18 protein-coding genes and 1 pseudogene are annotated in these 17,893 nt (G+C 70.7%); 8 read left to right on the top strand and 11 right to left on the bottom strand.

What is annotated here, in order from left to right; genetic code table 11:
• Positions 1-67: 67 nt before the first annotated feature.
• A complete protein-coding gene (locus tag AB0447_RS21830; RefSeq protein ID WP_366478366.1) occupies positions 68-1,009 on the bottom strand; it encodes a hydrogen peroxide-inducible genes activator in 942 nt (313 codons plus the stop codon).
• Between the two features lie 141 nt (positions 1,010-1,150).
• Here AB0447_RS21830 and AB0447_RS21825 point away from each other — a divergent pair, with 141 nt between their 5' ends.
• The 3 genes from AB0447_RS21825 (at position 1,151) to AB0447_RS21815 (ending at position 3,012) form a co-directional block, all read left to right on the top strand.
• Entirely contained in the window at positions 1,151-1,705 is a 555-nt protein-coding gene (locus AB0447_RS21825; protein ID WP_366478365.1) for a peroxiredoxin, read from the top strand.
• 3 nt (positions 1,706-1,708) lie between these two features.
• Positions 1,709-2,245: an alkyl hydroperoxide reductase gene (locus AB0447_RS21820; RefSeq protein ID WP_366478364.1), complete on the top strand. Its 537-nt coding sequence runs from the start codon at positions 1,709-1,711 to the stop codon at positions 2,243-2,245.
• 146 nt (positions 2,246-2,391) lie between these two features.
• Positions 2,392-3,012 carry a Uma2 family endonuclease gene (locus AB0447_RS21815; RefSeq protein ID WP_366478363.1) on the top strand — a complete coding sequence of 207 codons (621 nt, stop codon included), beginning with the start codon at positions 2,392-2,394 and terminating at the stop codon, positions 3,010-3,012.
• Between the two features lie 8 nt (positions 3,013-3,020).
• Here AB0447_RS21815 and AB0447_RS21810 read toward each other — a convergent pair whose 3' ends face one another.
• From AB0447_RS21810 to AB0447_RS21785, 6 genes are all read right to left on the bottom strand, one after another.
• The gene (locus AB0447_RS21810; RefSeq protein ID WP_366478362.1) at positions 3,021-3,719 is read right to left on the bottom strand and encodes a hypothetical protein; all 699 of its coding nucleotides are present in this window, start codon (positions 3,717-3,719) and stop codon (positions 3,021-3,023) included.
• Between the two features lie 16 nt (positions 3,720-3,735).
• Complete coding sequence (locus tag AB0447_RS21805) at positions 3,736-4,485, bottom strand: hypothetical protein (protein WP_366478361.1); 750 nt, start codon at positions 4,483-4,485, stop codon at positions 3,736-3,738.
• Positions 4,469-5,893 carry an AI-2E family transporter gene (locus tag AB0447_RS21800; protein WP_366478360.1) on the bottom strand — a complete coding sequence of 475 codons (1,425 nt, stop codon included), beginning with the start codon at positions 5,891-5,893 and terminating at the stop codon, positions 4,469-4,471. Before AB0447_RS21800 ends, AB0447_RS21805 begins: the two co-directional genes overlap by 17 nt.
• A 118-nt stretch (positions 5,894-6,011) precedes the next feature.
• The gene (locus tag AB0447_RS21795; protein ID WP_366478359.1) at positions 6,012-6,704 is read right to left on the bottom strand and encodes a transglycosylase SLT domain-containing protein; all 693 of its coding nucleotides are present in this window, start codon (positions 6,702-6,704) and stop codon (positions 6,012-6,014) included.
• 346 nt (positions 6,705-7,050) lie between these two features.
• Positions 7,051-8,367, bottom strand: coding sequence for a PhoH family protein (locus tag AB0447_RS21790; protein WP_366478358.1), 1,317 nt, complete (start codon positions 8,365-8,367; stop codon positions 7,051-7,053).
• Between the two features lie 316 nt (positions 8,368-8,683).
• Positions 8,684-9,445: an isoprenyl transferase gene (locus tag AB0447_RS21785; protein WP_366478357.1), complete on the bottom strand. Its 762-nt coding sequence runs from the start codon at positions 9,443-9,445 to the stop codon at positions 8,684-8,686.
• Between the two features lie 125 nt (positions 9,446-9,570).
• On the opposite strand from AB0447_RS21785, the gene mgrA reads away from it, so the two are divergent.
• Complete coding sequence (mgrA, locus tag AB0447_RS21780; RefSeq protein ID WP_366478356.1) at positions 9,571-10,608, top strand: L-glyceraldehyde 3-phosphate reductase; 1,038 nt, start codon at positions 9,571-9,573, stop codon at positions 10,606-10,608.
• 131 nt (positions 10,609-10,739) lie between these two features.
• On the opposite strand, the gene AB0447_RS21775 is transcribed toward mgrA, so the two are convergent.
• Positions 10,740-11,504 (bottom strand): A24 family peptidase, encoded by a 765-nt coding sequence (locus tag AB0447_RS21775; protein ID WP_366478355.1) that lies wholly within the window; start codon positions 11,502-11,504, stop codon positions 10,740-10,742.
• Positions 11,505-11,601: 97 nt separating this feature from the next.
• Between AB0447_RS21775 and AB0447_RS21770 the strand changes: the two genes are divergently transcribed.
• The 3 genes from AB0447_RS21770 to AB0447_RS21760 all read left to right on the top strand — a co-directional run bounded on the left by AB0447_RS21770 (position 11,602) and on the right by AB0447_RS21760 (position 14,304).
• Positions 11,602-12,066 carry a DUF192 domain-containing protein gene (locus tag AB0447_RS21770; RefSeq protein WP_366478354.1) on the top strand — a complete coding sequence of 155 codons (465 nt, stop codon included), beginning with the start codon at positions 11,602-11,604 and terminating at the stop codon, positions 12,064-12,066.
• A gap of 39 nt (positions 12,067-12,105) precedes the next feature.
• Positions 12,106-12,723 carry an SMI1/KNR4 family protein gene (locus AB0447_RS21765; protein ID WP_366478353.1) on the top strand — a complete coding sequence of 206 codons (618 nt, stop codon included), beginning with the start codon at positions 12,106-12,108 and terminating at the stop codon, positions 12,721-12,723.
• A gap of 300 nt (positions 12,724-13,023) precedes the next feature.
• Positions 13,024-14,304 carry an extracellular solute-binding protein gene (locus AB0447_RS21760; RefSeq protein ID WP_366478352.1) on the top strand — a complete coding sequence of 427 codons (1,281 nt, stop codon included), beginning with the start codon at positions 13,024-13,026 and terminating at the stop codon, positions 14,302-14,304.
• A 183-nt stretch (positions 14,305-14,487) separates the two neighbouring features.
• Here AB0447_RS21760 and AB0447_RS21755 read toward each other — a convergent pair whose 3' ends face one another.
• Positions 14,488-15,096, bottom strand: coding sequence for a hypothetical protein (locus AB0447_RS21755; protein ID WP_366478351.1), 609 nt, complete (start codon positions 15,094-15,096; stop codon positions 14,488-14,490).
• Between the two features lie 157 nt (positions 15,097-15,253).
• Between AB0447_RS21755 and AB0447_RS21750 the strand changes: the two genes are divergently transcribed.
• The gene (locus AB0447_RS21750) at positions 15,254-16,393 is read left to right on the top strand and encodes a serine hydrolase domain-containing protein (protein ID WP_366478350.1); all 1,140 of its coding nucleotides are present in this window, start codon (positions 15,254-15,256) and stop codon (positions 16,391-16,393) included.
• Here the strand turns inward: AB0447_RS21750 and AB0447_RS21745 are convergent.
• Positions 16,384-16,713 carry a nuclear transport factor 2 family protein gene (locus tag AB0447_RS21745; protein WP_366478349.1) on the bottom strand — a complete coding sequence of 110 codons (330 nt, stop codon included), beginning with the start codon at positions 16,711-16,713 and terminating at the stop codon, positions 16,384-16,386. The two genes, AB0447_RS21750 and AB0447_RS21745, sit on opposite strands and share 10 nt — an antisense overlap.
• A 208-nt stretch (positions 16,714-16,921) precedes the next feature.
• A pseudogene (locus tag AB0447_RS21740) lies at positions 16,922-17,753 on the bottom strand (polysaccharide deacetylase family protein).
• Positions 17,754-17,893 lie beyond the last annotated feature (140 nt).

Here is a 17,893-nt window from a genome sequence, read left to right as displayed (position 1 = left end):
GGCCCGGTGCGGCCCGGTGCTGCCGGTGCTGCCGGTGCGGCTCGCGGAACCAGGGCCCCGGCAGGGCCTACTCCGCGGGCCACACCGGCAGCGGCCGTACGGCTTCCCGCAGGCCGGCCGCGACCGCGCGGAACTCCTCCGCGCGGGCGGTTCCGGTCCGCATGGCCAGGGCGATCCGGCGGGAGGGCGCGGGCTCGGCGAAGTACCCGGTGGCCAGGTACTCGTTGCGGGTGGTCTCCAGCCGCAGCGCGGTCCTCGGCAGCAGGGTCACCCCCAGTCCCCCGGCGACCAGTTGGACGAGGGTGGAGAGTCCGGCGGCGGTGGTGGTGACGTCGGCGCCGTCGGTCCGGCCGGCCTCCCGGCAGATGTCCAGGGCCTGGTCGCGCAGGCAGTGCCCCTCGTCGAGGAGCAGCAGGTGCAGCCCGCGCAGCTCCTCGCGCGGGATGTCCCGCCGCCCGGCGAGCGGATGGTCGCGGGGCGCGAGGAGGACGAAGTCCTCGTCGAAGACGGGCAGTTCGGTGACCCCGGGCACACCCAGCGGCACCGCGAGCAGCAGCAGGTCGAGCCGCCCGCCGGCCAGCCCCTCCAGCAGCGAGGAGGTCTGCTCCTCGTGGACCTGGAGCTCCATGCCCGGCCAGCGGCGGTGGAAGAGCCCCAGGACGGTGGGCAGCAGATAGGGCGCCACGGTGGGGATCACGCCGAGGCGCAGCGCCCCGGTGAAGGGGGCCCGGACCGCCTCGGCCTCCTCCAGCAGTCCGCCCATCGCGTCGAGCACGAGGCGGGCGCGGGCGGCGATCCGTTCGCCCGCCGGGGAGAGCAGCACCTTGCGGGTGGTGCGCTCCAGCAGCTGGACGCCGAGGGCCTCCTCCAGCGCGGAGACCGCGCCGGAGAGGGCGGGCTGGCTCATGCCGATGGCCGCGGCGGCGTCCCGGAAGTGCAGGTGCTCGGCGACGGCGGCAAAGGCGCGGAGCTGGGCAAGGGTGGGCTGCTTGGCTCCCCTGTTACTCATGGCCACTGATAGGTACCTCCGATCGCTCGACACAAGACTAGCTATTTCTGTAATCAATGCAGCTGTGCCAGCATGTGAGATCCGTCCAACCCCTTTGGAAAGCCCCCAAAAGGGTCACTTTCCATTCAGCAAGGAGAGCACGTGCTCACTGTCGGTGACAAGTTCCCCACCTACGATCTGACCGCCTGCGTCTCGCTCGAGGCCGGCAAGGAATTCGCGCAGATCGACCACAAGACCTACGAGGGCAAGTGGCGCGTGGTGTTCTTCTGGCCGAAGGACTTCACCTTCGTCTGCCCGACCGAGATCGCCGCCTTCGGCAAGCTGAACGACGAGTTCCTCGACCGCGACGCGCAGATCCTCGGCGTCTCCGGCGACTCCGAGTTCGTCCACCACGCCTGGCGCAAGGACCACGCCGACCTGCGTGACCTGCCCTTCCCGATGCTGGCCGACTCCAAGCACGAGCTCATGCAGGCCTGTGGCGTGCAGGGCGAGGACGGCTTCGCGCAGCGCGCCGTCTTCATCGTCGACCAGAACAACGAGATCCAGTTCTCGATGGTGACCGCCGGCTCCGTGGGCCGGAACCCGAAGGAGGTCCTGCGGGTCCTCGACGCCCTGCAGACCGACGAGCTGTGCCCCTGCAACTGGACCAAGGGCGAGGACACCCTCGACGCCGGCGCGCTGCTGGCCGGTGAGTGACCCGTGTCCCTCGACACCCTCAAGTCCGCCGTACCGGACTTCGCCAAGGACCTGAAGCTGAACCTCGGTTCGGTCATCGGCAACAGCGACCTGCCGCAGCAGCAGCTGTGGGGCACGGTCCTGTCCTGCGCGATCGCCGCCCGCTCCCCGATCGTCCTGCGTGAGCTGGAGCCGGAGGCGAAGGCCAACCTGTCGCCGGAGGCGTACACCGCCGCCAAGTCCGCCGCCGCGGTCATGGCGATGAACAACGTCTTCTACCGCACCCGCCACCTGCTCTCCGACCCGGAGTACGGCACCCTGCGGGCCGGTCTGCGGATGAACGTCATCGGCAACCCGGGCGTGGAGAAGGTCGACTTCGAGCTCTGGTCGCTCGCGGTCTCCGCGATCAACGGCTGCGGGCAGTGCCTGGACTCCCACGAGCAGGTGCTCCGCAAGGCCGGCGTGGACCGGGACACCATCCAGGAGGCCTTCAAGATCGCCTCGGTGATCCAGGCGGTTGCCGTCACCCTGGACGCGGAGGCGGCGCTCGCCGCCGAGTAGTCACCGCGGTTCGACCTGCTTGCCGAAAGAGCCCCTGGCACATGCCAGGGGCTCTTTCGCACGTTCGGGTGGACGGAGCGCATCCGGCACTTCGGCGACGTACCGCCCTACGATGATGGTCTCGACACCCACCACCAGGAGGCGCCATGTCTGCCGCAGCAGTCGAGCACCCCTTTGACAACGGCCCCGCATCCCTGCTCGAAACCGCTGATCTGATCATGGAGCGGCTGCCGGGGTATCGCGTCGAGATCATCGAAGGGAACATCACCGTGGCCCCACCGGCGAATGGCCCACACGCCAGCGTCCTGACCAGCCTGATGATCCCGTTCCTCGCTGCCGGCCTGCACGGACCTGATTCCGAGGTCCTCCAGGGCATCGGCCTGTGGCTGCCGAGCGGCCCAGCGGACTATGCCATCCCCGACCTGGCCGTGGTCGACTCCGACCTCCTGGAACACGAGGCCGAGTTCAACTGCTACGACCCGGCCTGCTTCCGACTGGTCGTCGAGGTCACCAGCAGCAACTACAACAACGACCTCAAGAACAAGGTCCGGGTCTACGCCCAGGCGGCAATCCCCGTCTACGTCATTGTCGACCGCAGAAGCGACCGCGTGCACGTCCTGACGGACCCGGCCGACGGCGAGTACGGCAGCCACACGCTCTACGCCGCCGGCCAGCAGGTCACGCTCCCCGACTCGGTCGGCGCCAAGGTGACCCTCGACGTCGCCGAGCTGCTGGCTGCCGGCCGGCCCACGGCCCGCAAGGGCTGATCAGCCCCCTACTCCTTGCGCAGCGCTTCCATCAGCGCGCGCATGTCCTCGATCAGAGCTGCCTGCACCGCGGTCGGGTCCATCCGGGCGCGCTCTCCGTCAGATCCGCCGTCCCCGAAGTCCGTGGCCGAGGCCGACAGCCGGAACACCGCCCCGCCGTCGAGGACCTTCAGTTCCACGCCGTCGCCCGAGTCCTGGACGAACATCAGCGCCCGCTCGCCCAGCCCCGGTACCAGCGACCGCTCCGGCGAGTCCTCGTACAGCAGCGGCTCGACCTCGAACTCGGTCGCGGGGTCGGCCTTCTTGTGCAGGGCCACCTGCGCGGTCACGAAGTAGCCCAGCCGCGCCTTCCGTTCGCCGGACGACAGCATGCAGACCGCCTGGTCCAGCACCGGGTGCGGTACTTCCCGGTGTTCGGGCCCGTTGCCGTGCAGATTGCCGCCGATCCGGGTCAGGGCCGGCACCTCCAGCACCTTGCACAGGTTCTCCGGGAGCCGGTACGCCACCTCCGGCCCGGTGGTGGGCCATGCCCCGGCGAGGTGGAGCCCGCCGGCGCACAGCGCCGAGCCGGCCAGGGCGCCGCCCAGCGCCCACCGCCACGGCCGGGACGGCCCGCGGACCGGTGGCACGGGTGATTGGGCCGGACCCACCGGCTCGGCCGGGCGGCCGTCCTCCCACTCCCCGTCGAGCTCCGGCTCACTGATCATTCGGGCCCCCCTGCCCCTACTTCCTGAGCGCCGCCAGCAGGGCGCGCATGTCCTCGATCATCGCAGCCTGGAGCGCCTGCTCATCGGGCTCCGGCGGGAACTCGACCCCTTCCCCGAGGTCGTTCCCGGACATCGACCAGTTCGTCTGCAGGGTGATCACCGCCCCGCCGTCCAGGACCTTGAGCCGGGGCCCGCGCCGGGGGCCGGACCCGTACATCAGGGCGCGTTCGGCGACTCCGACCACTTCCGACACCTCGGTCGCGGCCGTGCCCTCGTACGGTGCGGCCTCCAGGCCCGCGTCGAACTCCACGGCCGGATCGGCCTTCTTGTGGAGTTCCAGCGTCACCGTCACGTCGTATTCGAGGTACGGTTCGCTGCCCGCCTCCTGCTCCGGTGTCGACGAGTTGCCCAGCCCGCACCAGGCCAGGTCCACGGCCTCGTGCAGGCGCTCGTTGTCGCGGCGCTGCGGCCGCAGGTCGCCGGTGATCCGGGTCAGCGCGGCCACCTCGACCTTGTCGCACAGCTGCGTCGGGATCCCGTACGCGATCGGCGGCGCCCCCTCGCGCTCCGGTACGAGGGCCAGCCCGCCCGCCCACAGCGCGGAGGCGGCCACGGCTCCGGCGAGCGCCCACTGCCAGGCGGGGCGGGCCCGGTGCTCCCCCGCGCCGACGGGTCCGCCCGCTTCCCCCGCTTCCCCCGCATCCGCCCGCTCCTGCGGGCGTTCGGGGAACTCGGAGCTGTCGTCGAGCTCAGGTTCGCCGATCACCGGGCCTGCTCTCCCCCTCGTCGGCCGGAAGCGTGGCGGCCAGCGCCGTGGCTCCGTGCGGGGCCGGGCCGACCCGCACCTCGCGTTCGTGCGAGTACACCCGCAGGTAGCCGACGACCGTGTTGGTGACGGCGACCAGCGGAACCGCGACCACCGCTCCCCCGATTCCGGCGATCATGCCGCCGGCGGCCACCGAGAGGACCACGGCGAGCGGGTGGACCCGTACCGCCCGGCCGAGGATGAACGGCTGGAGCACGTGCCCTTCGATCTGCTGCACGGCGAGGACGACCAGGAGCACCATCAGCGCCGTGAACACCCCCTGGGTCACCAGGGCCACGACCACGGCCAGGGCGCCGGAGACCACCGCGCCGACCAGCGGGATGAAGGCGAACAGGAAGATGAAGACGGCCAGCGGGACCGCCATCGGCACGTCCAGGAAGTAGATCCCGAGGCCGATGAAGATGGCGTCGATGAGGGCGACGAGCACCGTGCCTCGCACGTACGCGGTCAGGGTGCGCCAGGCGCGCGGGCCGGCGCCGGCGACGCCGGGGCGGGCGACCGCCGGGACCAGGCCCAGCACCCACTGCCAGATCCGCTTCCCGTCGTAGAGCAGGAAGAGGGTGGAGAACATGGCGAGCAGAATGCCCGTCAGCACCTCGACCATCACCGTGACGCCCTGGAGCCCGGCGGAGGTGATCTCGTCCGTGTTGGAGCCGATCGTCTCGGTGAGGTTCTTGGCGATGTCGTTGATCTGCTTCTCGGTCACATGGAACGGACTGTCCAGGGCCCACAGTTTGAGCTCGTTGATGCCGTCCTTGACCCGGTCGGAGAGGTCGTCCAGGTTCTCCATGACCTGCCAGACCACGAACCAGCCGACCAGTCCGATGACCACGAAGCCGAGGACCGCGGTGACGGCGGTGGCCAGGCCGCGCGGCAGACCGTAGCGGCGCAGCCGGACCACGAAGGGCTGGAGCATCGCGGTGATCAGCAGGGAGGCCGCGAAGGCGAGGACGACCAGCCGCACCTCGCTGATGACCCGCATCATCACCCAGAGCATCCCGGCGAGCAGCAGGAGCCGCCAGCTGGCCTCGGCGGCCACCCGGACGCCCCAGGGGACCATGCTGGCCGGGTCGGGGCGGGCGGGCACCGCACCCGGGTGGACTGCGGCGGCGGGCGCCTGCACGGTCGCGGCGACACCGGCCGCGGAGGGCACCGGCGCGGCCGCAACCCCGGCCTGGGCGCCCGCGGGAGCGGCGGCGGCCCCGGCGCCGGCTGCCGCGGGAACGGCGGGCGGCTCGGTCTCGCCCCTGGCCTCGGCCTCGACTTCGGCACGCCGCTCGTTGAGGCGCGCCTCCATCCGGTTCAGCTTGTTGCCGAGCCGGCCCAGCCAGCCTGCTCTCTTCGCCATCTCGTTCCCTTCCCCCGCCCGGTCCGTCCAGCGCCTCGTCGACCGTACACGCGAGGAGCCCCGCACCGAAGGACGGTGCGGGGCTCCCCGAGGTTGAGCGGCGGCGCGGCCGGAACCGCTAGTACCACTTGTTGGCCAGCCAGAACGACCAGGCGCCGCAGGGACTGCCGTAGCGCTTGTTCATGTAGTTCAGGCCCCACTCGATCTGGGTGGCGGGGTTGGTGCGCCAGTCGGCTCCGGCCGTGCTCATCTTGGAGCCCGGCAGGGCCTGGACCAGACCGTAGGCGCCGGAGGACGGGTTCTGGGCCCGGTAGTTCCAGGTGGACTCGTGGTTCACGATGTTGGAGAAGCACTGGAACTGGTTGGCCGGAACCATCTGCTTGGCGATGGCCTTGACCTGGGCGACCGTGTAGCTGCTCTGGACCTGGAAGTCGGAGCTGTCGCGGGTGGCGGACCGGCTGGCGGCCTGCTCCTTCTCGTCGCGCTCCTTCTTCGCCTTGGCCTCGGCGGCCTCGGCGGCCGCCTTCTTGTCCTTGGCGTCCTTGGCGGCCTGGATGCGCGCTGCCTCCTCGGCCGACTTCTTCGCGTCGGCGTCGGCGGACAGGGCGATGGCGTCGGCCTGCTGCGTCAGGGACGCGGTCTGGACCGAGGCCTGCTCGCCCACCGGAATGTCCGCGAGGAGCGTGGCGCCCGACGCGGTCGTTTCGAGATCGTTCGAGGGGTCGCCCGTGGCAACGCCCACGACAGCGCCGACGGTGGTGACCGCGGTGGCGGATGCCACGGCGAATCCCCGGACCGAGATCCGGCTCACACGGTGTCCTTCCAGCAGCGACCGCAACGTGACCGCAGCGGCCGCAAGAGCGCCCCTTGCACTGGCCTCCGGTTACTGCGGTCACTGGAGGCAACTGGCCCGATGCGGGCGGCATACGGCGGTCGACTCTTGAGTTGTGGGTACAGCTGTGCCGTATGCGGGGCCTGACGGAAAACAGACTCTGCCGGACCCCGACACCGCAAGGCAATTATCCGTTGCGTGGGAAAGCTCACACCTCGGATGTCGCCCGGGGTTTGAGAAAACACCTGTGCAAGGGGGCGCCGCCCGGCTAGGCTCCTTCGCCTTTGCCGGACGGCGCCAACTCCCTTTCCACCTATGGGTGTTTTCAGATGTTTTCGAGCATCTCCGTGACCAGGGCCGCGATGGGCGAGCGCTCCGAACGCGTCAGCGTGACGTGCGCGAAGAGCGGGTGGCCCTTCAACTTCTCGACCACGGCGACCACTCCGTCGTACCGGCCGACCCTGAGGTTGTCCCGCTGGGCCACGTCATGGGTCAGGACAACCCGCGAATTCGCCCCGACCCGGGACAGAACGGTCAACAGGACGTTCCGTTCCAGCGACTGGGCCTCGTCGACGATGACGAACGCGTCGTGCAGCGAACGCCCGCGGATGTGCGTCAGCGGCAGCACCTCCAGCATGCCGCGGCCCAGCACCTCCTCGATCACCTCACGGCCGGCCACCGAGGAGAGGGTGTCGAAGACCGCCTGCGCCCAGGGGCTCATCTTCTCGCCCTGGTCGCCGGGCAGGTAGCCGAGCTCCTGCCCGCCCACCGCGTACAGCGGCCGGAAGACCATCACCTTCTGATGCTGCCTCCGCTCCAGTACGGCCTCCAGGCCCGCGCACAGGGCCAGCGCCGACTTTCCGGTGCCGGCCCGGCCGCCCATGGAGACGATCCCGACCTCCGGGTCGAGCAGCAGGTCGAGGGCGATCCGCTGCTCGGCGCTGCGGCCGTGCAGCCCGAAGGCCTCCCGGTCGCCCCGCACCAGCTTCACGTTCCCGTCGGCGGTGACCCGGCCCAGCGCCTTGCCGCGCTCGGACTGGAGGACCAGCCCGGTGTGCACGGGCATGTCGGCGGCCTCCGGTACGTACAGCCGCTCCTCGGAGTAGAGGAGGTCGACCTGCTCCCCGGAGAGGGAGAGCTCGCTCATGCCGGTCCAGCCGCCATCGGTGATCGCGAGCTCCGCGCGGTACTCCTCGGCGAGCAGGCCCACCGACGAGGCCTTGATGCGCAGCGGGAGATCCTTCGACACGACCGTGACGTCGTACCCCTCGGCCTGCAGGTTGCGGGCGACCGCGAGGATCCGCGAGTCGTTGTCCCCCAGCCTGAAGCCGGCCGGAAGTACCCCGGGGTCGGAGTGGTTGAGCTCGACACGGAGGCTGCCGCCCAGATCGCCCAGCGGGATGGGGGCGTCGAGGCGGCCGTACCGGACCCGGAAGTCGTCGAGCAGGCGGAGGGCCTGCCGGGCGAAGTAGCCGAGTTCGGGATGGTGCCTCTTGGCCTCCAGCTCGGTGATCACCACGATCGGGAGCACGACCTCGTGCTCGTCGAATCGGGAGAAGGCGTGAGGATCTGCCAGCAGGACACTGGTGTCGAGGACGTAGGTCCGCCTGTCGGGCAGGCGGCGCTTTGTGCTGGTCACCACGGAAGGACGTACCCCCTCGGAAGAGGTCGGGCCATGAAGACCGGACCGGTCATCGGCTCCCATGCCAGGGCCGATTTCCGGCCCCTCCACTCCGTCCGTGCGAACCGCACGTGCGTCCTGGTGCAAAGGGCCTCCCGGGCGGACGGCCCTGTGCCGTCCGCTGAGACTCGACACCCGTGGATCGGGCGTCGACCTGCCAGTGATATTCCCTCGAACGTGCACAGCCATGCCATGGCATATGACGGACGCTCGGTGAATCCCTGGTGAAGGCCTTGCGAGGGGTGCGTGCGGGGCGGGCGTGGCTCCCGAGGAACCGTCAGGTGCCGTAGCGCCGGTGCCGGGCCGCGTAGTCGCGCAGCGCCCGCAGGAAGTCGACCTTCCTGAAGGCCGGCCAGAAGACCTCGCAGAAGTAGTACTCGGAATGGGCGCTCTGCCAGAGCATGAATCCGGACAGCCGCTGCTCGCCGCTGGTGCGGATCACCAGGTCCGGGTCGGGCTGGCCGCGGGTGTAGAGGTGCTCCGAGATGTGGTCGATGTCGAGGATCTCGGCGAGCTCCTCGATCGAGGTGCCCTTCTCGTGGTGCTCCAGCAGCAGCGAGCGGACCGCGTCGGCGATCTCCTGGCGGCCGCCGTAGCCCACGGCCACGTTGACGAGTATCCCCTTGACGTCGGCGGTGCCCTGCTCGGCTTCCTTCAGCACGGCCTGGGTGTGCCCGGGCAGGATGTCCAGATTGCCGACGTGGTGGACGCGCCAGCGCCCGTCCGCCGCGAGGTTCCGTACGGTGTTCTCGATGATCGCCAGCAGGGGGCGGAGCTCGACCTCCGGCCGGTCCAGGTTGTCCGTGGACAGCATCCACAGGGTGACGACCTCGACGTCGGTCTCCTCACACCAGCCCAGGAGCTCCGAGATCTTGTCGGCCCCGGCCTGATGGCCCTGCTCGGTGGTACCGCCGGACGCCTTCGCCCAGCGCCGGTTGCCGTCCAGGATGACGCCGATGTGCTTGGGCACCGCGGCATGGTCGAGGCGGCCTTCCACCCGGCGTGCGTACAGCCTGTACACCAGGTCGCGCAACTTCACGATCCTCCAGCCCCTCCGTGCAATGCCCCCGTGCGAATTGCGGTCCCCCGAGTGCGCCACATTACTGCGCACGGGGAGGGCTGGCCCAACTCGGTCTGTCACAAGTCCGTGATAGGGAGGACAACGTGACTGATACCAATCTCTATCGGGCAGAGGCCTCGCGGTACGACTCCATGGAGTACCGCCGCACCGGGCGCAGCGGCCTCAAGCTCCCCGCGATCTCCCTCGGCCTCTGGCACAACTTCGGTGACGACAGGTCCCTGGAGTCCCAGCGGGCCATCCTGCGGCGGGCCTTCGACCTGGGTGTGACCCACTTCGACCTGGCGAACAACTACGGGCCGCCGCCCGGCTCGGCCGAGCTGAACTTCGGCAAGATCTTTGCGCAGGACTTCGCGGCGCACCGCGAGGAGCTGGTGATCTCCACCAAGGCCGGCTACCTGATGCACCCCGGCCCGTACGGGGAGTGGGGCAGTCGGAAGTACCTGATGGGCTCGCTCGACGCCTCGCTGAAGCGGATGGGCCTGGATTACGTCGACATCTTCTATTCGCACCGGTTCGACCCGGAGACCCCGCTGGAGGAGACCATGGGCGCGCTCGCGTCCGCGGTCCGGCAGGGCAAGGCCTTGTACGTCGGCATCTCCTCCTACACCGCCGAGCAGACGGCGGAGGCGGCCGGGCTGCTGCGCGAGATGGGTGTCCGCCCGCTGATCCACCAGCCCTCCTACTCCATGATCAACCGCTGGACGGAGGAGGACGGTCTGCTCGACACCCTGGAGGAGGCGGGCATGGGGTGCATCTCCTTCGTGCCGCTCGCCCAGGGGCTGCTCACCGGCAAGTACCTGAAGGGCATCCCGGAGGGCTCGCGGGCCGCCCAGGGCAAGTCCCTGAACCCGGACCTGCTCTCGGACGAGGTGGTCCGCCGCCTCAACGGCCTCAACGAGATCGCGGCCCGGCGCGGCCAGTCGCTGGCCCAGCTGGCACTGACCTGGGTGCTGCGGGACGAGCGGATGACCTCGGCGCTGATCGGTGCGTCGAGCGTGTCGCAGCTGGAGGAGAACGTCGCCGCATTGGCCGGCGCCCCGCTGTCCGAGGCCGAACTGAAGGAGATCGACACCTTCGCGGTGTCCACCCCCGGCACCAACATCTGGGCCCAGCGCGGCTGACCTGCGCTTTTGCACCGGACGGGGCGGGAACAGAAAACGGGCCGGTCCGTGGGGGGGATACGGACCGGCCCGAGGGGGGGGTTCCACCATAACCCTTCGTAAAGCCTGCTGCGTGCATTGGCGCGCGACGATTACGCTCCGAATCCGCCCAGCAGCACTCCGGTAAGGGCGCCGCCGGCCATGAAGGGGCCGAACGGAAACGCCGTACGACGCCCCGCGCGCCCGGTGAGGAGCAGTCCGAGGCCGTACAGGGCGCCGTAGAGGAAGCCGAGGAACGCCCCGGCGATCCATACCCCCCACCCGTACCACCCAAGAGCGACCCCGAGCGCGAGCGCGAGCTTGACGTCTCCGAATCCGATTCCGGCCGGGTTGATCGCGAACAGCAGCAGGTACGCCGCGCCGAGCCCGGCCCCGCCGGCCACCGCGGCCGGCCAGGACCCGCCGGCCCCGGGCAGCGGGGCGACCGCGCCGAGCCCGGCCGCGACGGCGGCGGCCAGCGGCAGGGTCAACACGTCGGGCAGCCGGTGCACGGCGAGGTCCACGAGGGCGAGCAGCACCAGTACGGGCGCCAGCCCGACGAGGACGGCGGCCTCGGGCCGGGCCCCGACCGCAGCCCCGACCGCAGCGCACACCGCCGCGCACACCGCGGCGACGGGGCCGGGGTGCGGGCCGTACCGGTGGGGGGCGGGAGGATGCGGGGCGGGACGGTGCCGGGTGCCCTGGAGGCAGGCCCCGCAGCGGGCGGGTCCGAGCCAGCCCCCGATCGGATGTCCGCGGGGGCACCGGCCCTGCCAGGGTTCCCCCGGCTCCACCGAGAGCCGGTACGCGGCGCGCGGCAGCATCAGCCCGGCGGCCACGCCGTACACCGCGGCAAGAACGATCACGAGCAGCCCCATCCCGCCGACCCTAGGGATGCGCGGCCGGAAGGGCCATGGGCCCGGGGGCCCAATCCCCCTAACCTGGACCGACGCCCAGGGAAGGAGCACCGCCGCCATGCGCCACCGGCACCTCCGGGACGGCCCGGCCCTGCTGCACATCGGCCCGGACGGCCCGGACGGCCCCACGGACTTCGAGGATGCGGAGGGCGGGGCCGGTCTCGCCGTGCCGTTGGAGATCGCCGCCTCCTACCGGGCCCGGACCCGTGGCCTGCTCGGCCGGGACGGGATCGACGGCGCCCTGCTGCTGACCCCGGCCGCGAGCGTCCACACCTTCCGGATGCGCTTCGCGATCGATGTGGCCTACCTCGGTCGCGCCTTCGAGGTGCTGGCGGTCACCACGATGCCGCCCGGCCGGCTGGGGCTGCCCCGGCTGCGTGCCCGCCACGTCCTGGAGGCGGAGGCCGGCGCGCTGGCCCGCTGGGGCGTCCGGCCGGGCAGCCGGCTCGGCATCACCCTTGTCCGGGCGGACAGGACCGGCCCGCCGCAGGGCCCTGGTCAAGGCCCACGGGGTGCACGGTAAGTTGGGACGGTTGGGCAACAGGCGGGTCGGGGAGCGGCGATGACGGAGAACGCGCAGCTGAAGGCGCTGGAACAGCTCATGCCCGCCACCCACGGCGCCGATGAGGACATCGACTGGCAGGCCGCCGAGGCGGCCTGGCGCACCCGCTTCCCCGCCGACTTCGTCGCCTTCATGGGCCGCTTCGGCGCCGGCACCATCAACGGCGAGGCCAGCATCCTGCTGCCGCTGCCCAAGCCGGGCCTCCAGTGGGACCCGGCGGAGATGGCCGAGGAGACCGAGAACGCCCGGCAGATCTGGACCGCCGAGGGCGGCCGTGCCGCCTTCGACATCGATCCCGAGTCGATCCTCGCCTGGGGGGTGACGGCCGGCTCCGACATCCTGTGCTGGCTCACCTCGGATCCCGACCCGGACCGCTGGCCGGTTCTGGTCTGCGGCCGGCACACCGCGGACACCTTTACCGTCCATCCGTACGGCATGGCGGAATTCCTGTACCGGCTCTTCTCCGACGAGTTCGACGTGAGCCCGGTGAGCATCACCTTCTGGGACGGCGGGCGGCTCAGCTTCGTGCACTGGCGGAAGGCGCAGCGCCGCTGGCAGGAAGGCCGCAACCCGGAAACCGGCGACCCGGACCCGTACGCCGGTGAGTTTCCGGCCTGATCCGGCTCCCGACCCGCTCCCGGTCCCGTCCTGACCCGCTCCTGATCCCTGCCTGACCCCAAGACCCGTTCCGCCCGTCGGAAACGGGCATTCGGCATGTCTACGCGCGTCGGAATTGTCGATCACATATCGGAAAACACCAGCCGGAAAAGCGCCACTTGGAGCATTGACCACAAGTGCCGCCCCCGTGCAATCAATCACCCCGCCTTCAGGAGAGAATTCCGGCCATCGGGTCACCTCGGGACACCGGGGCCCGAAGCAACTCGTAAGTAACCAAAAGAAGACCAGGGGAATTCACCCGTGCGACGAAGATTCTTCGGGGCGGCCGCGACCACGGCCGCGCTCGGCCTCCTGATACCACTCTCCGGCTGCGGCAGTAGCTCCGGCGACGGCGAGGACGCCACCCTCAAGCTGGTCGCCGCCGAATACGGCAACACACCCGAGACCAGTTCCAAGGCCTTCTGGGACAAGGTGACGGCCGATTTCACCGCCCAGCACCCCGGCCTCAAGGTCGAGGTGAAGCTGCTGCCGTGGGCCGAGATCGACCGCGAGGTCAGCCGCCTGGTAAAGGCCGGTAAAGCCCCCGACATGGCCCTCATGGGCTCCTACTCGGACTTCGCCGCCCAGGGCAAGCTGTATCCGGCGGAGGACCTGCTCTCGGTCAGGGCGGAGGCCAACTTCCTGCAGCCCCTCGCCGAGGCCGGCTCGATCGGCAGCGCCCTCTACGGACTGCCCTTCGTGGCGAGCAGCCGGCTGCTCTTCTACAACGAGGGGCTGTTCGCCAAGGCCAGGGTCTCGCCGCCGAAGACCTGGTCGGAGCTGAAGGAGGCCGCCGAGGTGCTGAAGGGGAAGGGCGTGAAGTTCCCGTACGCCCTGCCGCTCGGCCCGGAGGAGGCGCACGCGGAGGCGATGATCTGGGAGCTCAGCAACGGCGGCGGCTACGTCGACAGCGCCGGCAACTACAGCCTGGCCTCCGAGCAGAACGTCCAGACCTTCAAGTGGCTCAAGGAGAACCTGGTCTCGCCCGGCCTGGTGGGCCCGGTCGCGCCCGGCCGCTTCAACCGCCAGGACGCCTTCAACGCTTTCGTGCGGGGCGAGGTCGGCATGCTGAACGGCTACCCCTCCCTCGCCCACGAGGCGCGGGCCAAGGGGATCTCCGTGGGCGCCGTGGAGATGCCGGTCAACGACGGGCTGAGCATCTCGGAGCGGCCGCCGGCGGTCGGCGTGGCCGACTGGATGGTGGCCTTCAACCAGAACGACCACCGGCAGCAGATCGGCACGTTCCTGGAATTCCTCTACCAGGACAAGAACCTCTCCGACTTCGCCGGCCGGTACCACCTGCTGCCGTCCACGGTCACCGCGTCCCGCACCCCTGCGGGCGGCGGAATGGACAAGAACGACCAGCAGTTCCTGGCCGCCCTGCGCAGTGCTCAGCTGTACCCGGTGAACAACCCGAACTGGGTGACGGTCAGCGACACCATCAAGCGCAACATCGGCCGGGCCGTGGAACCGGGCGCCGACGCCAAGGCCGTCCTCGAGGACATCGCGAACAAGTCCCGCGAGCAGTCCAAGAAGCCCTGACCCGCACCACCTGCTCGACGGTTCCGACCTGTGAGACCAGCTCAACCTGTTCGACCTGAATTTCCGGGCCTCTTCCCTGGCTGATCCGGCACGCGATCCGAGTCCGCAGCCCCCTTCGCCCCATAGCGCCCACAAGGTGCTCGGGCGCGGCCCCCCTCTTTCGCTCTCCTTCCCCCTCCCCGCTCAGCGGGAATCGCTCTGGCTGAATGCCGTCCGGTACTGCTCGCAGTCCGCGTTCCACTTCAGCCTGCCGCCGACGGACCCGTGGCCGGAGCGGGTGACCGACCACTCGACCGTGTAGGCCCCCGTGTCGCAGGCGATCCGCTTGCCGCCGGGCAGCGTGGCGCTGCCCTCGGCCGGGCGGTCCTTGACGTCGCTGTGCACCTCGGCCGCCTTGGTGCGGTCCGCCGTCCACAGGGTGGCGTGCAGGACGACGGGGTGCTTCCCGTTCGACGAGAGCGTCTTCTTCAGCAGCGCCACCTCGGAGACCGCCCAGGCGAACTCGAACTTCGGCTCCCAGGCAAGGGTCTTGGGGTCCGGGGTGTTCCCGCCCCAGTCCGGGTCGCCCTTCCCGCCGGTCCGGGGAACCATCGTGTAGACCACCCCCGGATGGAACCGGACCTGGCCCTCCACCTTGTACTTCTTGTCCTTGGTCGAACGCATCTCCTTCTCGCCGCCCGCAGGGTCCTGCAGGAACGAGCTGCCGTCGGCGGCGGAGGCCTCGACGAGGGTCGGGGTCAGGGCGGCGGCGGCCGTGGCGAGGGCGAGTGCGGCGATTCGGGTGCGCTTCATACCGGGAGCAACGGGGCCCTCCGGCGGCCCGGAACGACGCCGGGCGCGCATTCACCCGTACGGGAGCCAGGACCGGCGCGTCCCGGGAGTACGGAATATCACCGCACGAGTGCCGGTTGGGAGCGACGGGACAAGCCAAACGATCTCGGGGGACGGTATGAGCACGTACGGGGAAGTCAACGGCACGGTGGCGGCGGGCTGGGAGCCGGTGCGGGAGGAGTTCGCCGCCTTCATAGCGGGCGAGGCGCACTCGCCCGAGGCCCAGCTGGCGGTGGTCCACCAGGGCCGTCGCGTGGTCGACCTGTGGGCCGGCGAGGACACCGACGGGGACACGCTGTCCGGGGTGTACTCGATCACCAAGGGCGCGGCCCACCTGGTGGTGGCGCTGCTCGCACAGGACGGCGTACTGGACCTGGACCGCCCGGTGGTGGAGTACTGGCCGGAGTTCACCGGCGAGGGCAAGGAGCGGCTGACCGTCCGGCAGTTGACCGCCCACGGCTCCGGGCTGATCGGCACCGACGAGGGCTTCTCGGTCGAGGAGCTGGCGGACGACGCGCTGGTCGCGGCCCGGCTGGCCGGGCAGAAGCCGTACTGGACGCCCGGGACGGCGTACGGCTACCACGGCTTCGTCATCGGGGCGCTGACCGGTGAGGTGGTGCGGCGGGTGACCGGGAAGTCGCTTCAGGAGGTGTACGAGGAGCGCATCCGGGCCCCGTACGGGCTGGACCTGTACCTGGGTCTGCCGGCCGGGCTGAAGGACCGCTGGAAGCCGGTGCTGGCGGGCGTCCCCACGCCCGAGGGCGAGGCGCTCCAGGCGGCCGCCCCGGCTCCGCCGAAGCTGCTGGCGGTGGCGTTCAACCTGCACCGAACCCCGCCGATGGACATCGTCGGGTACGGCAACCATCCCGCGGTCATCGCGCAGGGCCCGGCCTCGGCGGGCGGCGTGGGCAGCGCGCGCGGCGTGGCCGGGCTGTACGCGGCCGCGCTGGACGGGCTGCTGAAGCCGGAGACGGCGGCCGAGGTGGCGCGGCTGCACACGCCGGGCGCGGACCAGGTCACCGGTGATGCCGACCACTTCGGGCTGGGTTTCGAGACCCAGCCGGCGGCCGGTCCGCAGGCCTTCGGGCACAGCGGCGCCTCGGGCGGGCAGTCCTTCGCGGACCCGGCGACCGGGGTCGCGTACGCCTACACCCGCCGCCGGTTCACGTTCCCCGTCAAGAACAACGCTCCGGAGAACGAGCGCTTCACGGCGGCGGCGCTGCGAGTGGCGCGGGAGGCTGCGGCGACTCAGGCCTGACCGGTCTCGAAGCGGCTGATCTTGCCGCCGCCGGGGGCGATGGTGAACCGCCAGGCGGTGCGCATCTCGCCCCAGGTGTCGTTGCGGAAGTCGGCGACCAGGGCGCGGCCGCCGTCGGACTCGGACTGGACGTCCATGTGGCCGGAGGAGTCGAAGATCTCCTTGTCGATCCACTCCTGGAGGTCCCGGTCCGAGCCGTCGTCGGACATGGTCGCGTCGGCGGTCAGGAGGCCGAGGAAGGCTTCCTTGTCGCGGGAGTTGATCGCGGCGACGAGGGCGCTGACGACGGGGTCGGACAGCTTGGCGGGCGAGATGGTCACGGGGGCTCCTGGGCTCCTGGGCTCCGGGTGGGGCAGGGTCGGACCCCTGCCCCACCAGGGAACACCGCGGGAGCCCCGGCGGCGCCGACCCTCACCCGTCCGGAGGCGGGCGGCGTGTCCGGAGCAGAGACGGGGGCGGGGTGACGCTCGGGGACAGGGGACGGTGCGTCAGGGGACGGTGCGTCAAGGGACGGTGCGTCAAGGGGCGTCAGGGGGCGGTGCGGACCGGGAAGCCGGTCGGACGGCCCTGCTCCTTCAGCCAGGCCAGCACCCGGTCGAGGGCCTCGACGGTCCGGGAGCGGTTCCCGCCTCCGTCGTGGAAGAGCACGGTCGGGCCGTTCTCCAGCTCCGACTGCACGGTGTCGACCATCGTCTGCACGCCCGGGGTCGTGTAGTCCTTGCTGTCCACGTTCCAGCCGAGCGGCCGCATGCCGTGGGCGGCGGCGATGCGCCGGCTGTCCGGGGTGAAGGCCCCGCCGGGCGCCCGGTAGTACTCGACCTCGGCGCCGCCGGCCGCGTCCTCGATCATTTTCGCGGCCTCGAGGATCTGCTTCTCCTGGTACTCCACCGGCTTCTCGTCCATGCCGGTGTCGTGGTCGATGGTGTGGTCGCAGAGCCGGTGGCCCTCGGCGACCACCCTCTTCACCAGGTCCGGGTGCTGTCGGGCCTGCGGGCCGACCATGCAGAACACCGCCTTGACTTCGTACCGCTTCAGCACGTCGAGCACCTTCGGGGTCCACTTCGGGTCCGGACCGTCGTCGATGGTGATGTTCACGGCGTTTCCGCCTCTCCGAGGCGTGCGCGATGCCCTCCGGCACCTTCGGACCCCGGGGTGCCCGGGGTGCCTGGGGCCCCTGGGGTATCGCCCGGCCGTTCACCTCACGCTCGCTCGCCACGCTCCCGCGGTTGCCGTCGGCGGCCGGACCGCTGTCGGCGAGGGCCCCCACGCCCCACACGGTGGCCGCGACCACCGCTGCCGACGCGGCGACGGCTATTCGGGCCCGGGTGTTCTGGGTGATCGCCTTGAGCGTGCGCGCCATAAAGTGTCCACCCCCCGTCCGGCTTGAGGTTCCGTCAGTCAGGACGTGGAGCTCAGCTCGAGGGTTCCCGGTCATTAGCCCATAAACTTCAGATAATGGGGCGTTCACGACACAACCCCCGGCGGATCCGTGGATCCACC

Source organism: Streptomyces sp. NPDC051211 (genome assembly GCF_040689505.1).
Lineage (GTDB): Bacteria > Actinomycetota > Actinomycetes > Streptomycetales > Streptomycetaceae > Streptomyces.
This window is presented reverse-complemented; position numbering and strand designations above follow the sequence as displayed.